This window comes from Curtobacterium sp. MCLR17_054, assembly GCF_003234335.2.
Classification (GTDB): Bacteria; Actinomycetota; Actinomycetes; order Actinomycetales; family Microbacteriaceae; genus Curtobacterium; species Curtobacterium flaccumfaciens.
Map to the genome: position 1 here is coordinate 1,501,458 of NZ_CP126263.1, position 14,001 is coordinate 1,515,458.

At 72.3% G+C, this 14,001-nt stretch carries 13 protein-coding genes; 10 read left to right on the forward strand and 3 right to left on the reverse strand.

Features of this window, described 5'->3' with window-relative positions:
* The first annotated feature begins 118 nt into the window (after positions 1 to 118).
* Both DEJ08_RS07225 and DEJ08_RS07230 read left to right on the forward strand, forming a co-directional pair.
* Positions 119 to 1,048 (forward strand): J domain-containing protein, encoded by a 930-nt coding sequence (locus DEJ08_RS07225; RefSeq protein ID WP_111054990.1) that lies wholly within the window; start codon positions 119 to 121, stop codon positions 1,046 to 1,048.
* A 79-nt stretch (positions 1,049 to 1,127) separates the two neighbouring features.
* Entirely contained in the window at positions 1,128 to 1,505 is a 378-nt protein-coding gene (locus DEJ08_RS07230; RefSeq protein WP_175330823.1) for a hypothetical protein, read from the forward strand.
* Here the strand turns inward: DEJ08_RS07230 and DEJ08_RS07235 are convergent.
* A complete protein-coding gene (locus DEJ08_RS07235; protein ID WP_071405402.1) occupies positions 1,499 to 1,861 on the reverse strand; it encodes an RNA-binding S4 domain-containing protein in 363 nt (120 codons plus the stop codon). The genes DEJ08_RS07230 and DEJ08_RS07235 overlap by 7 nt on opposite strands.
* Before the next feature lie 33 nt (positions 1,862 to 1,894).
* Between DEJ08_RS07235 and DEJ08_RS07240 the strand changes: the two genes are divergently transcribed.
* Both DEJ08_RS07240 and DEJ08_RS07245 read left to right on the forward strand, forming a co-directional pair.
* Positions 1,895 to 2,152, forward strand: coding sequence for a hypothetical protein (locus tag DEJ08_RS07240; protein WP_258367174.1), 258 nt, complete (start codon positions 1,895 to 1,897; stop codon positions 2,150 to 2,152).
* Positions 2,153 to 2,412: 260 nt separating this feature from the next.
* Complete coding sequence (locus tag DEJ08_RS07245; RefSeq protein WP_111054981.1) at positions 2,413 to 3,570, forward strand: hypothetical protein; 1,158 nt, start codon at positions 2,413 to 2,415, stop codon at positions 3,568 to 3,570.
* 21 nt (positions 3,571 to 3,591) lie between these two features.
* Here the strand turns inward: DEJ08_RS07245 and DEJ08_RS07250 are convergent, their stop codons facing one another.
* Positions 3,592 to 5,085, reverse strand: a complete 1,494-nt coding sequence (locus DEJ08_RS07250) for a trypsin-like peptidase domain-containing protein (protein WP_258367173.1) — start codon at positions 5,083 to 5,085, stop codon at positions 3,592 to 3,594.
* A 159-nt stretch (positions 5,086 to 5,244) separates the two neighbouring features.
* Here DEJ08_RS07250 and DEJ08_RS07255 point away from each other — a divergent pair, with 159 nt between their 5' ends.
* The 5 genes from DEJ08_RS07255 to DEJ08_RS07275 all read left to right on the forward strand — a co-directional run bounded on the left by DEJ08_RS07255 (position 5,245) and on the right by DEJ08_RS07275 (position 9,371).
* Complete coding sequence (locus DEJ08_RS07255; protein ID WP_111054980.1) at positions 5,245 to 6,279, forward strand: FecCD family ABC transporter permease; 1,035 nt, start codon at positions 5,245 to 5,247, stop codon at positions 6,277 to 6,279.
* Positions 6,276 to 7,307, forward strand: coding sequence for a FecCD family ABC transporter permease (locus tag DEJ08_RS07260; RefSeq protein ID WP_258367172.1), 1,032 nt, complete (start codon positions 6,276 to 6,278; stop codon positions 7,305 to 7,307). Before DEJ08_RS07255 ends, DEJ08_RS07260 begins: the two co-directional genes overlap by 4 nt.
* A 135-nt stretch (positions 7,308 to 7,442) precedes the next feature.
* Entirely contained in the window at positions 7,443 to 7,922 is a 480-nt protein-coding gene (locus DEJ08_RS07265; RefSeq protein WP_051596676.1) for an FHA domain-containing protein, read from the forward strand.
* Entirely contained in the window at positions 7,922 to 8,626 is a 705-nt protein-coding gene (gene ftsR, locus DEJ08_RS07270) for a transcriptional regulator FtsR (RefSeq protein WP_027465230.1), read from the forward strand. The genes DEJ08_RS07265 and ftsR overlap by 1 nt, the downstream gene beginning before the upstream one ends.
* 184 nt (positions 8,627 to 8,810) lie before the next feature.
* A complete protein-coding gene (locus DEJ08_RS07275; protein WP_111054987.1) occupies positions 8,811 to 9,371 on the forward strand; it encodes a MerR family transcriptional regulator in 561 nt (186 codons plus the stop codon).
* A 345-nt stretch (positions 9,372 to 9,716) separates the two neighbouring features.
* Here DEJ08_RS07275 and DEJ08_RS07280 read toward each other — a convergent pair whose 3' ends face one another.
* On the reverse strand, positions 9,717 to 10,529 hold the full coding sequence (locus DEJ08_RS07280) for a ParA family protein (protein WP_027465232.1): 813 nt from the start codon (positions 10,527 to 10,529) through the stop codon (positions 9,717 to 9,719).
* A 60-nt stretch (positions 10,530 to 10,589) separates the two neighbouring features.
* Here DEJ08_RS07280 and DEJ08_RS07285 point away from each other — a divergent pair, with 60 nt between their 5' ends.
* Complete coding sequence (locus tag DEJ08_RS07285) at positions 10,590 to 14,000, forward strand: pyruvate carboxylase (RefSeq protein WP_111054979.1); 3,411 nt, start codon at positions 10,590 to 10,592, stop codon at positions 13,998 to 14,000.
* The last annotated feature ends 1 nt before the right edge of the window (position 14,001 follow it).

A 14,001-nucleotide genomic window follows, 5' to 3' on the forward strand; every position in this document is an offset into this window, starting at 1 on the left:
CACCGGCACGGCCGCCCCGCCGCTGGCGCGTCGGTGCGGAACCGGCGGCGTGGGCCCAGACCGCACCCAGCAACCATGCGGCTGACTCCGACACTGCCTCCGGTAATGTCGCAGGGCCATGACGGACAGCCCGGCCGACGCCACCCCCTACGAAGTCCTCGGCGTCCCCGCGACGGCTGACGACGAAGCGCTCCGCCGCGCCTACCGGCGGGCCGCCCGCGAGACGCACCCCGACCTCGGCGGCGACGCCCAGCGCTTCCGCCAGGTCCAGCTCGCATGGGAGCGCATCGGCACGCCGGCAGCCCGGCGCGCGTACGACATCGGGTCCCGCGCGTACGGCGCGTCCGGGGCGACCGCCGGCAGGGGTGACACCGGTCGTGACGCCTACGCACCTCCGGCAGCGCGTCGCGACACCCGCCCCCGGGCTCGGTCCCACGGGCACCCCGGCGGTCGGTCGCGCGAGGTCTTCCTGCAGGCCGAACGCGAGTGGGTCGGCCTCGGCGACCCCATCGAGGACCCCTACGACCCCACGCTCATCCGCTCCGCGCCGCGGCACATCCGGCGGCTGCTCGCCGAGGCCCTGGCCGAAGAAGCGACCGCCCTCATCGTCTCCGACATGGGGATCGGCGTCACGGTGTGGCACGACCTCGACGCCGGAGCCGAGGGCAAGCTCGACCACGCTGTCCTGACCCCGAGCGGGCTCTGGGCCGTCGAGTCCATCGACTGGGGCGCTTCGGTCCGCGTCGAGCACGGCGAGATCGTCGGCGAGACGCTCGCACCGGGGGAGCGACCCGTCAAGGAACTCGTCCGCGCCGCCCGTGCCGTGCAGAAGCAGACCCGGGTGCGGTTCTCCGGGCGGCTGCTCGTCGTGCCGGACGCCGCCGTCACCGAGGACGTGCAGCTCGTCGGCTCTCCGAAGAAGCCCACCGCGCTCGTCGTCCGCCGGAGTGCGCTCGCCCAGGTGCTGAACGGCGTCTGGTCGCCGGCGGGTTCCGTCGACGTGTTCGAGATCCGGGACCGCCTGCAGCAGACCGTCCGCTTCGTCTGACCCTGACGCCTGACGCCTGACGCCCGACCCTCGACCCGGGCTCCGACCGTCACCGTCCGACGCGTCGTACGATCACGGCATGCGCGAAGAGGTCGTCGTCGTGGTCGGCGGATGGGAGCACGACTGCTGCGGGCCCGCCTACGAACGGCAGGCCACGGCGGCGTTCACCGCGTACGGAAGGACGCCGCGGTTCGCCGAGTCCCGGCACCACGACGACCCGTTCGGCATCACGGAGTTCCGTGGTCGGGTGGCCGATCTGTTCGTCGTCGCGGAGGACGGCACCCGCATCCCCGTCCACCGCATCCCGTCCGGTCGCGCGCTGGGCGGATCCGATCCGGACGACGACGGGCACCTCGAGGTGCCCTGGACCGGAGAACGGATCGAGGTCGAGTCCGACACGTTCGAGATCGTGGTCGATGTCCACGTGCCCGGGTCCGGGCCCGCGAAACGTCAGTAGCCGCGGAGCTTCTCGAGGTCGCGGCGCTCCCGCTTGCTCGGCCGTCCGGCGCCGCGATCACGCATCGGGACGAAGCCGGCCTCTTCCTTCGACAGCCGCGGCGGGGTCTTGTCCTCGAAGTGCTTCGCGGCCTCGGGGGCGCTCGTCCGCTTCAGGATGATGCCGGTCACCATGACGATCCGGTCGAAGCCGTTCTGGCGCACCCGCACCTCGTCACCGGGGCCGATCGGCTGGGCCGGCTTCGCGCGCTCCCCGTTCACCCGGACGTGACCGGCCTTGCACGCGGCGGTCGCGGCCGACCGGGTCTTGGTGATCCGGACGGCCCAGATCCAGCTGTCGACCCGGGCCTTCTCCATGCCGACACTCTAGGCGGCCCGTACCCTGGGGCGGTGCATGCGGACGAACAGGCGGCGATCGCCCGGGCCCGTGCCCTCGGGGTGCTGCACGACGCCGCGATCGGGGACCGCCTGGTGGTCCGGGCGCACCACGGTGACGGCGCGCAGGACGCCCTCGGTGACCTGGTCGCCCAGACGCCCGACGCCGTGACGATCGCCACCCGCCGCGGCCCGGTCGAGGTCCGGCTCGCCGACGTCGTCGCCGCGAAGCCCGTCCCGCCGCCCCCGCCCGCGCGGCCTGCTCGACGCTGACACGCTCGGCTCGCACCGTGCGGACTTGTCGTGCTGTCGAGCCGGGGTCGCACGGTGCGGACTTCGTCGGCGGGTGCGTCGTCAGAGGCTCGGTGCGGGGTTGTGGCGCCGCACGGAGCCACCAACCCCGCTCCGGCTGACGAACCTCGCACCGTGCGAACCCGGCGCCCCGCCTCACCCCACCCCGCCGCGCACCCGGCCCGAGCCCACCCCGGCGAGCCGCAGGCCCCCGCGCCCCGCTCCCGACATACGCTCATCCCATGGCAGTCCCCGTCCCGCTCGGCACCGAGGACCGCACCGCCCGCCTCACCCTCCGCCGCCCGGACTCCTGGCGCCGCGAGGACTCAGCCCAGGCGGACCTGCGCGTCACCGGCGACGACGTCGTCCTCACCGTCCGATCCCGCCCCAGCGACCGCGCGATCGGCGACGAGAACACCGGCCTGCTCGAACGGCTGCCCGGCTCCGTCGAGGGCCTGCTGCTCGTCGGCTGCGACCCCTGGACCACCGCCGGCGCCCCGGCCCGGCTGGTCGAGTACGTCCGGCCGGACGAGCACGGCGACGTCGCCGGCACCCACCTGCTCTTCGTCACCGGTCGGCACCGCGTCGACCTGACGATCGAACGCCCGCTCGCCCGGCTGCTCGAGACCGACGACCTCGTGCTCGCCGTCCTCGAGAGCGTCCGCGCCACCGAGACGGTCCCGGTGCGCCCCGAGCGCGACCTCGAGCCCCTTCCGGCTTCCGCCCCGGCACCGTCGCTCGACGGCCCCCGCCTCAGCACGGGCGCGATCGGTACCCTGCGGAGCCTCGCCGGACGCCGGTGGAACCCCACGCTCCTCCGCACCGCGGCGGGCCGCGAACTCATCGAGGCGGGCCTCGTCGGCCGGCTCGGCACGCTGCCGGAGTCGACCCAGACCCTCCTCGAACCCTGGCAGGGCGATGCCCAGCCGGTCACGCTGGAACAGCACCTGCCCGACGGGGGCGAGTCGCGCCTCCAGGCCTGGTCGCAGACCGTCGTCGACGGGACCGACGCGGCGGGTGCCGTGGTCGCGTCCGTCACGCCGGACCGGGCCGTCGCGCTGCTGGCCGGGAGGCTCGGCATCGGTCCGACGTGGACCTTCCCGTTCCGCACGGGGTCGCTCCCAGGGCACCTGCTCGGCCGCAGGCTGGCCGGCGGTCCGGACGCACCGGACCTGCCGGAGGCCCTCGCCGAGGCGGACCCTCGCCTCGCGCGGTTCTGGGCCGCGACGTGGACCGTCTCGTACCTGCGTCGACCGGGCAAGCCGAAGCCGATCACGATCGTGCGGGCCGAGGGGCACGGGTTCGCGCGCGTGGGCGCGACGAAGGCCGGGGAGACCGCCTTCCGGACGGACTCCCCGGCCAACGTCTACCGGTCGGTGGTGCGGGCGCTGCTGGGCTGAGCGCGCCCGGGTTCTCCCGCGCTACGCGGCGGGGCCGGCGGTCAGGGTGATCGTGACCGTCTTCGCGGCGCCGGTGCTGTCGGTGTACCGGACGCTCACCTTGTCGCCCACCGAGTGCGACTGGACGACCTTGGTCAGCTGGTCCGAGCTCGTGACCGCGGTGCCGTCGATGCTCGTGATCGTGTCCCCGGCGGTCAGGCCGGCGCTCGCGGCGCCGGAGCCCTCGACCGTGCCGGCGACGGCGACGCCGCCCGTGGTGCCGGAGGTGTTGCTGACCTCGACCCCGAGGAACGCGGGCAGCCCGATGGTGATCGTGCTCGAGGACTCCCCGGCGAGGATCTTCTCGGCGATCGTCTTCGCGGTGGTGATCGGGATGGCGTAGCCGGTGACGTCGGCCGTGCCGGAGGACGCTGCCGTGGCCATGCCGACGACCTCGCCCTCGCTGTCGAGCACCGGTCCGCCGGAGTCGCCGGAGACGATGTCCGCCGAGATCTCGATCAGGCCGGTCAGGGACTCGGTGCCGGTGCCGGACTCGCTCTGCACCTGGATGTCCTGGTCGGTCGCGGTGACGGTGCCCTCGGCGGCGACGAGGTTGCCGGTGCCCTCCGCGTTGCCGACGTCCTTGACGGTGTCACCGGTGCTCGGCTCGCCGTCGTCGTCGAGCGTGACCGTGGACAGCCCCGAGGCGTTCTCGAGCTTCAGGACGGCGACGTCGTTGGTGGCGTCGGCCCCGACCACGTCGGCCTTGTACTCCTTGCCGGTGGTCTCGTCGGTGACGGTGATGCTCGTCGCGCCCTGGATCACGTGGTTGTTCGTCAGGATCGTGCCGTCGGAGGTCAGGACCATGCCGGTGCCGGCCGCCTGTGACGACTCGTCGTAGTTCAGGACGGTGTTGATGGTCACGACGCCCTTCTTGTCGGCGGCCGTCGCCGCGGTGGCGGGGGACTGGGTGCTCGTGCCGGTGCTGCCGTCGCCGCTGGTGCCGCTGCCGCTGCCGTCGCCGGGCACCGTGAAGCCGTTCGTGCCGTCGCTGCTGCCGGTGCCGTCGGTGCCGTCGCTGCCGGATCCGGTGCCGGGCAGCGTGGTGGTGCCCTGCGACTGGCTCGACGTCGTGGTCGTCCCCTGCGACGACAGGCCGAGGGCGGTGCCACCGGCCGCACCGACGATGGCGAGTGCAGCGATGCCGGAGCCGATCATCAGTCCCAGCCGACGCGGGCGCTTCGTCGTACCGGGGTGGTTCGCGGTCGCCGCCGAGTACGCCCACGCGTGGTTCGCGCCGGCGAGGGCGGGGCTGCCGATCAGGTACGGGCCGCGGCCGTCCGGCGTGTAGGCATAGGGGCCGGAGCCGTCCGGACCGTAGAGGTAGGGACCGGAGCCGTCGAACGCGTACGCCGGGCGCAGGGAGGCCGGGTCGGCGTGCGGCGCCTCCCAGTGCATCCCGGGAGCCTGCTGCTGCGCGGCGGGGGTGCCGTCCTCGTCGTGGTCGGCGGCTGCGGGGTTCGGGGTCTCGTTCATCGGTGCTCTCCGGTCGTCCCTCGACGGCCCGGTCGGGCGTCGATGGAGACCAGTACAGGGCGCTTCCCCATGACGAGCCTATGAACGAACCCTGCGCACGCTCCGGGCTTGCTCGGGGGACGCCGAGTGGGGCTGCGGCGTTAGGGTGTCCTTACTTCCATGCCTTCGTCGACGTCCACGCCCCCGGCTCCCAGCTCCGTCCCCCGACTCGTCGGTGCGACCGTGCTGGCGGTCGTCGTCCTCGCCGTGGCGTGTGCGCTGTCGATCGCGTACGGCTCGCGGCCGATCCCGCTCGGCACCGTCCTCGACACGGTGATGCACCCCGGGCGGAGCGACGAGGTCGGGCTCATCGTGCTCGGCAACCGTGTGCCCCGCACCGTCGTCGGACTGCTCGCCGGAACCGCGCTCGGGGTGGCCGGGGCAGTCATGCAGGGCGTGACGCGGAACCCGCTCGCCGACCCGAGCGTCCTCGGCATCAACTCCGGTGCGACCCTGGCCGTGGTGGCCGGGATCGCGGTCTTCGGCGTGAGCGGCACGGCTGCCTACCTGCCGTTCGCGTTCGTCGGGGCCGCCCTCGCCGCCGTGCTCGTGTACGGGATCGCGACCGTCGCCCGACGCGGCCTCTCTCCTGTCGGGCTCGCCCTCGCCGGAGCTGTGGTCGCCGCAGCGCTGTCGTCGGTCACCACCGCGGTGCTCGTGACCGACCAGAGCCTGCTCGACCAGCTGCGGTTCTGGCAGGTCGGGGCCCTCACCGGCAAGGACCTCGGCACGGCGGGGATCATCACGGCGCCGGTGCTCGTCGGGCTGGTGATCGCGTTCGGTCTCGGTCGGTCGCTCAACACACTCGCGCTCGGGGACGAACTCGCAGCGTCGCTCGGGCAGCGGGTTGTGCTCGTCCGCGCCGTCGGCGGTCTGGTCGCGGTGCTGCTGGCCGGGTCCGCGGTGGCCGCCGCCGGGCCCATCGCCTTCGTCGGGCTCGCCGTGCCGCACGCCGTCCGCCGCCTGAGCGGCCCGGACCACCGCTGGACCATCCTGCTGTCGGCGATCGTCGCCCCCGCACTGCTGCTCGTCGCCGACGTGATCGGCCGCCTCGTGGCGTACCCGGGGGAGCTGCAGGTCGGCATCGTCACGGCGTTGATCGGGGCGCCGGTGTTCATCGCGCTCGTGCGGTCGAGGGCGGTGCGGGGACTGTGAGGCAGTTGTTCGGCTCCGGCCGCCCGCGGTCCGGCGGTCTGCGCCGCTCGGCCGGCCGGCGTCGTGAGGTCGCGGTGCTCGTCGCCGTGGTGGCGGTCGTCGTGGTGCTCGTCCTGGTCGGGCTCGGCGCCGGTTCGATCCCGCTCACCCCGGGCCAGGTGCTCGCGTCCCTGTTCGGCCAGGGGGACCGGATCTCGGACTTCGTCATCGGGCAGCTCCGCGGGCCGCGGGTGCTCGGTGCCGTCCTCGTCGGCGCCAGTCTCGGCGTCGCCGGCGCGATCGTGCAGAGCGTCGTGCGGAACCCGATCGCGAGCCCCGACGTCATCGGGATCACCTCGGGGGCCAGCGCCGCCGGACTCACCGCCATCGTGCTGTTCGGTGCCAGCGGTGGCACGCTCTTCTCGGTCGTGCTCGTCGGCGCCGTGGTGGTCTCGATCGTCATCGCCGGGCTCGCCTGGCGACGGGGGATCACCGGCAACCGGGTGATCCTCGTCGGGATCGGCGTCGCGGCCATCTGCCTGAGCATCACCGGCTGGATGCTCACGAGCGGCACCGTCACCCAGGCCGGCACCGCGCTGCTCTGGCTCTCGGGCAGCTTGAACGCCGTCGACCGCGACCTGGTCGGGGTGCTCGGCGTCGCGTTCGTCGTGCTCGGCGTGCTCGCGCTGCTGCAGTCCGCCCGTCTGCAGGTGCTGAGCCTCGGGGACGAGGTCGCCGCCGCACTCGGACTCCGGCCGGACCGGGCAAAGGTGCTCCTGCTCCTCACCGCCGTGTGCCTGACCGCCGCAGCCGTCGCCACCGCGGGGCCCGTCTCGTTCGTGGCGCTGATGGCCGCGCCGATCGCGCGACGCCTCGTCGGCGGCGGACGGGTGGCACTCGCGCCGGCTGCTGCCGTCGGTGCCGCGATCACGCTCGGCAGCGACCTGCTGGCACAGTTCGCCTTCACCGGCACCGCGCTGCCGGTGGGCGTCGTGACGGGCGTCGTGGGGGCGCCGTACCTGCTCTGGTTGCTCGCGCGGGGAAGGTGACGCCGGGTCCCACGGGTCGCTGACGCGGCTCGTGCGTTCGCGGATCGCGGAAGTCCCTCCACAGTCCCAGAACGGGGCTGCCGCTCGGGGCTTCGTTTCCGATACGCTGGTGGGCCAAGAGGAGGAGGTCCACCGATGCCAGATCCAGTGGTCCCGCAGCCGGGCGGTCAGAAGACCCCGGAGCAGCGGCTGGTCGACACCACGCTGACCTTCAGCATGGACATGGGCGCGGCGCTCACCGCCGAGTCCGGTGTCTCGACCGAAGAACGTGAAGCCGTCAACGCACTGCCCTCCGGGTCAGCGTTGCTCGTGGTCCGTCGCGGCCCCAACGTGGGTGCGCGGTTCCTCCTCGACTCCGACGTCACGACGGCCGGTCGACACCCCGACGCCGACATCTTCCTCGACGACGTCACCGTGTCGCGCAAGCACGCGCAGTTCCTGCGCCACGGCACCAGCTTCAGCGTCAAGGACAACGGTTCGCTGAACGGCACGTACTTCGACGGTGTCCGCATCGACGAAGCGCTGCTCACCGACGGGGCCGAGGTCCAGGTCGGCAAGTTCCGCCTGACGTTCTACGCATCTCGGGTCGACCTGGCGCGCCTGGCGAACGCGTAGTGGCCGCACGGTCCGCTGCGGCCCGGGCGGGGTCCGCGGCACCGGACCTGCTCACCATCGGGCAGGTCCTCGCTCGCCTCAAGCCCGAGTTCCCGGACCTGTCGAGCTCCAAGCTGCGGTTCCTCGAAGAGCGTGAGCTCGTCACCCCGATCCGCACGGCCAGTGGGTACCGCAAGTTCTCCGCTGCCGACCTCGAGCGGCTCCGGGTGATCCTCGGACTGCAGCGTGACCACTACCTGCCGCTCAAGGTCATCAAGGAGTACCTCGCCGACCTCGATGCCGGACGCGAGCCCGTCCTCCCCGGCGGAGGCGATGCACCGAAGCCGTCGATCCTCGGTCGCGAACGCCGGTACACCCGCGACGAGACGGTCCGGGCAGCCGGCGCCTCCCCGATGCTCCTCGCCGACGCGGTCTCGGCCTCGCTGCTGCCGGCCACCGACACCTACGGCGACGACGGCGTCTCCGTGCTGAAGGCCCTGGTCGAACTGCAGCGCACGGGTATCGAGCCGCGCCACCTCCGCACGCTGCGCAGCACCGCCGAGCGCGAGGTCGGTCTCATCGAGTCCGCCCTCATGCCGGTCTCCCGCCGGGGCGACGCGACCTCGCGGGCGAAGGCCACCGAGCTCGCGCGCGAGATCGCCGGGCACCTCGAGATCATCCGGTCGAACCTCATCCGCCAGGCCATCGGTCGTCTCGACGCATGACGCCGTCCGGTGCTCCGACAGGGCTTGTGTGTCAGTGGCCGAGGCGTATCCTCGACACGCCGGACGCGCCGGGTCGGATGTCCCGCGCGGGAGCGGTCGGAGTCGCTACCGTGGACCTCGGAACAACTCTCAACCCGTCGTTGAAGCTTCGGGTGGGAGCTCGATCGTCGTGGAAGGCAAGCTCATGAGTGGGAACGACACCCCTGGCACCGAGTCTGATGTGACCCGGTACGACCTCGGGCTGCTCTTCACCGATGGTCTGCCCGAGCACGACGAGCAGAACGGCTACCGCGGCACCGTCGCCGCACGGGCAGCCGGCATCTCGTACCGACAGCTCGACTACTGGGCCCGCACCGAGCTCGTGCAGCCGACGATCCGCGGGGCCGCCGGCTCCGGGTCGCAGCGCCTGTACGGGTTCCGCGACATCCTCGTGCTCAAGCTCGTGAAGCGCCTGCTCGACACCGGCATCTCGCTGCAGCAGATCCGCACCGCGGTCAACCAGCTCCGTGAGTCCGGCGTCTCCGACCTGGCGCAGACCACGCTGATGTCCGACGGTGCCTCGGTGTACCTGTGCACCTCCGACGACGAGGTCATCGACCTCGTGTCCCGCGGCCAGGGTGTCTTCGGCATCGCGGTCGGCAAGGTCCTGCGTGAGGTCGAGAGCTCCTTGGTCGAGCTCGACGCCACCGCGGCGGCCGACCCCTCCGACGAGCTCGCCGCTCGTCGCGTTTCCCGCGCTTCCTGACCTTTCGGGTTCCGGGCGAGCGGTCGCGAACCGTCGTGTGCGCGTCGCTGAGGGGTCACGGACTGTCGCCTGCGACGCTGCCGGCCGACAGTTGGTGACCGCTCGCCGGACGTGAGCGGTATGTTGTGGCCGCTGGGCGAGCCGGGGTCGGGCGTGTCTGCCGGGGCAGGGGTGGGCCTCCCGGCAGTCGCCGAGGTGTCACGAACCGTCGTGTGCGCGTCGCCGAGGTGTCACGAACTGTCGGCTGCGACGCTGCCGGCCGACAGTTGGTGACCGCTCGGCGGACGTGAGCGGCACGTCACGCGACCGCGATCACGACCGCGCCGCGACCGCGCGAGCACCGACCTACGCGGCGCCACCCTCGGCGTACGGACCGATCTTGCCGGTGCGCATGATGCGCTCGAGCAGCTGGTCGAAGTTCTTCGCCATCTCCTGCGCGGACTCGCCGGGCCAGACGTGCAGCGGCTTCGCGGCACCCTGCGCCTGCTGCAGCGACGTGCGCTCCGGCAGCTGCGGCGAGAGCACGAGCGGGCCGAACATGTCGCGGAGTTCCTTGATGCGGAACTGGTGCTCGAGCGACTGCACCCGGGCACGGTTCACGATGATGCCGAGGGGCTGCAGGCGCGGGGAGAGGCCGCGGCGGATCTCCTCGATGGCGCGCAGCGCACGGTCGGCGGCGGCGACGGAGAACAGGCCGGGCTCGGTGACGACGGTGACACGGTCGGACGCGGCCCACGCGGTGCGGGTCAGGGCGTTCAGCGACGGCGCACAGTCGATGAGGACGAGTTCGTAGTCCTGCTCGACGTTGGCCAGGGCCTCTTCGAGCTTCCAGATGTCGCGGATCGACGGGTGCGGCCCGTCGAAGTTGATGGCGGAGGGCGACCCGACCATGACGTCGATCTTGCCCTGCGACCCCTTCGTCCAGCCCGAGGGGGCGATCGCCTGACGGACGATCTTCTCCTTCGGGTTCTCGAGGACGTCGGCGACGTTGAGGTGGCCGGCGAGGTTGATGTCGAGGCCCGTGGAGACGTCGGACTGCGGGTCCAGATCCACCACCAGCGTGCGCAGTCCCTTGGCGAACGCGGCCGAGGTCAGGCCGAGCGTCACCGTCGTCTTGCCGACACCACCCTTGAGGGAGCTCACGCTGAGTACATGCACGTTGAGCAACGTTACCGCCACTAGGGTTGTCTCACCTCAACCCGGGCTGAAAGGGACGTCGTGTTCACGAAGATCCTCGTTGCGAACCGTGGCGAGATCGCCATCCGCGCGTTCCGTGCCGCGTACGAGTTGGGGGCCCGTACGGTGGCCGTCTACCCGTACGAAGACCGGAACTCCCTGCACCGTCTCAAGGCCGACGAGGCCTACCTGATCGGGGAGCGGGGCCACCCGGTCCGGGCGTACCTGGACGTCTCCGAGATCATCCGCGTCGCCCGCGAGTCGGGGGCCGACGCGATCTACCCGGGGTACGGGTTCCTGTCCGAGAACCCTGAGCTCGCCGCGGCAGCAGCCGCGAACGGCATCACCTTCATCGGTCCGGGCGAGCACGTGCTCGAGATGGCCGGCAACAAGGTCACCGCGAAGGAGCACGCGATCGCGGCCGGCGTCCCGGTCCTGGCGAGCACCCCGGCGAGCCGCGACATCGACGAACTGATCGCCGGCGCCGACGCGATCGGGTTCCCGGTCTTCGCCAAGGCCGTCGCCGGTGGTGGTGGCCGAGGCATGCGCCGGGTGGAGACGAAGCCCGAGCTGCGTGACGCCCTCGAAGCAGCCATGCGCGAGGCCGACAGTGCGTTCGGCGACCCGACGATGTTCCTCGAGCAGGCCGTCATCCGTCCACGCCACATCGAGGTGCAGATCCTCGCCGACGCGACCGGCACCGACGCCGGCACGATCCACCTGTTCGAGCGGGACTGCTCAGTCCAGCGGCGCAACCAGAAGGTCGTCGAGATCGCGCCGGCGCCCAACCTCGACCCCGCGATCGCGCAGGCACTGCACCGCGACGCCGTGGCCTTCGCCCGGTCGATCGGGTACGTGAACGCCGGCACCGTGGAGTTCCTGCTCGACACCGAGGGCGAGCGCGAGGGGCAGCACGTCTTCATCGAGATGAACCCGCGCATCCAGGTCGAGCACACGGTCACCGAAGAGGTCACCGACGTCGACCTGGTGCAGTCGCAGATGCGCATCGCGGCGGGGGAGACCCTCGCCGACCTCGGCCTGTCGCAGGACACCGTCGCCGTGCACGGCGCCGCGCTGCAGACCCGCATCACGACCGAGGACCCGACGCAGGGCTTCCGTCCGGACACCGGCCGGATCAGCACCTACCGTAGCCCCGGCGGCGCGGGCGTCCGGCTCGACGGCGGCACAGTCGCCACCGGCGCGCAGATCAGCCCGCACTTCGACTCGATGCTCGCGAAGATGACGTGCCGCGGCCGTGACTTCCCGGCGGCGGTGTCCCGGGCCAAGCGCGCCCTCGCCGAGTTCCGCATCCGCGGCGTCAGCACGAACATCCCGTTCCTGCAGGCCGTGCTCGAGGACCCGGACTTCGCCCGCGGCGACGTTTCGACGAAGTTCATCGAGGAACGCCCACAGCTCTTCGGCGGCCACGTCTCGAAGGACCGCGGCACGAAGGTGCTCACCTGGCTCGCCGACGTCACGGTGAACAAGCCGAACGGGGAGCGGTCGCCGCTCGTCACCGACCCGGCCGACAAGCTCCCGGCCACCGACCTGACGGTGCCGGTGCCCGAGGGACAGCGCGACCGCCTGCTGGCCATGGGGCCGGCCGAGTGGTCAAAGGCCCTGCGCGCCCAGACGGCCCTCGCGGTGACCGAGACGACGATGCGCGACGCCCACCAGTCGCTCCTCGCCACCCGGGTCCGCACGAAGGACCTCGTCGCCGTCGCGCCGCACGTCGCGCGGCTCACCCCGCAGCTGCTCAGCGTCGAGGCCTGGGGAGGTGCCACGTACGACGTGGCACTCCGGTTCCTCGGTGAGGACCCCTGGGAGCGCCTGTCCTCGCTGCGCGAAGCGATGCCGAACATCCCGATCCAGATGCTGCTGCGCGGCCGCAACACGGTCGGGTACACGCCGTACCCGACCGAGGTCACCGACGCCTTCGTCGACGAGGCGGCCCGGTCCGGCGTCGACGTCTTCCGCGTGTTCGACGCGCTGAACGACGTCAGCCAGCTGCGTCCAGCCCTGGAGGCCGTGCTCGCGACCGGCACGGCGGTCGCCGAGGCGGCGCTCTGCTACACCGCCGACCTCCTCGACCCCGCCGAGGACCTCTACACGCTCGACTACTACCTCCGCCTGGCGGAGCAGATGGTCGACGCCGGCGCGCACGTCATCGGCATCAAGGACATGGCCGGGCTCCTCCGTGCCGGTGCGGCCGAGAAGCTCGTCACCGCGCTGCGCGAGCGCTTCGACCAGCCCGTGCACGTGCACACCCACGACACCGCCGGCGGCCAGCTCGCGACCCTGCTCGCCGCCTCGCGCGCCGGGGCCGACGCCGTCGACGTGGCCGCAGCACCCATGGCGGGCACGACCAGCCAGCCGAGCATGTCCGCCCTGGTCGCCGCGCTGGCCCACACCGAGCGCGACACCGGTCTGTCCCTCGACGCCGTCGGTGACCTCGAGCCGTACTGGGAATCGGTCCGTCGCGTGTACGCCCCGTTCGAGTCCGGGCTCGCCGGTCCGACCGGGCGTGTCTACAAGCACGAGATCCCCGGCGGCCAGCTGTCGAACCTCCGGCAGCAGGCGATCGCCCTCGGCCTCGGTGACCGGTTCGAGCAGGTCGAGGACTGGTACGCCGAGGCGAACCGGATCCTCGGACGCCCCACCAAGGTCACGCCGTCGTCGAAGGTCGTCGGTGACCTCGCGCTGCAGCTCGCCGCGGTCGGTGCTGACCCGGTCGACTTCGAGCAGAACCCCGACAAGTACGACATCCCGGACTCCGTGGTCGGGTTCATGGCCGGCGAACTGGGCGACCTGCCCGGCGGCTGGCCCGAGCCGTTCCGCTCGAAGGTCCTGGCCGGGCGCGACGTCCGCCTCGAGATCACCCCGGTGCCCGCGGACGAACGCGCGCACCTCGAGACCCCCGGGCCGGAGCGCCAGCAGGCGCTCAACCGCCTGCTCTTCCCGCAGCCGACGCAGCAGTTCCAGCGCGTGCGGGAGCAGTACGGCGATCTGTCCGTCGTCCCGACCGTCGACTACCTGTACGGGCTGCGCCCCGAGCAGGAGCACAGCGTCCCGCTCGGCAAGGGCGTCGACCTGTTCGTCGGGCTCGAGGCGATCGGCGAGGTGGACGCCAAGGGCATCCGCACGGTCATGGCGACGATGAACGGGCAGCTCCGCCCGGTCGCCGTCCGCGACCGTTCGGTCGAGGTCGAGACGAAGGCGGCCGAGAAGGCCGACGCGTCCGACCCCAAGCACGTGGCCGCGCCGTTCTCCGGCGTGGTGACGCTCAAGGTCGCCGTCGGTGACGTCGTCGAGGCCGGTACGCCGGTGGCGAGCATCGAGGCGATGAAGATGGAAGCGGCCATCACGGCGCCCGTGTCGGGCACCGTCGGCCGACTCGCGATCCCGGTGACCCAGCAGGTGGACGCCGGCGACCTCCTGGTGGTGCTGCAGTAAA

Excerpts from the sequence above, each read along its gene's own strand:
- DEJ08_RS07225 (WP_111054990.1), top strand. The coding sequence starts at position 119 with ATGACGGACAGCCCGGCCGACGCCACCCCCTACGAAGTCCTCGGCGTC.
- DEJ08_RS07230 (WP_175330823.1), top strand. The coding sequence starts at position 1,128 with ATGCGCGAAGAGGTCGTCGTCGTGGTCGGCGGATGGGAGCACGACTGC.
- DEJ08_RS07235 (WP_071405402.1), bottom strand. The coding sequence starts at position 1,861 with ATGGAGAAGGCCCGGGTCGACAGCTGGATCTGGGCCGTCCGGATCACC.
- DEJ08_RS07245 (WP_111054981.1), top strand. The coding sequence starts at position 2,413 with ATGGCAGTCCCCGTCCCGCTCGGCACCGAGGACCGCACCGCCCGCCTC.
- DEJ08_RS07250 (WP_258367173.1), bottom strand. The coding sequence starts at position 5,085 with ATGAACGAGACCCCGAACCCCGCAGCCGCCGACCACGACGAGGACGGC.
- DEJ08_RS07255 (WP_111054980.1), top strand. The coding sequence starts at position 5,245 with ATGCCTTCGTCGACGTCCACGCCCCCGGCTCCCAGCTCCGTCCCCCGA.
- DEJ08_RS07265 (WP_051596676.1), top strand. The coding sequence starts at position 7,443 with ATGCCAGATCCAGTGGTCCCGCAGCCGGGCGGTCAGAAGACCCCGGAG.
- DEJ08_RS07275 (WP_111054987.1), top strand. The coding sequence starts at position 8,811 with ATGAGTGGGAACGACACCCCTGGCACCGAGTCTGATGTGACCCGGTAC.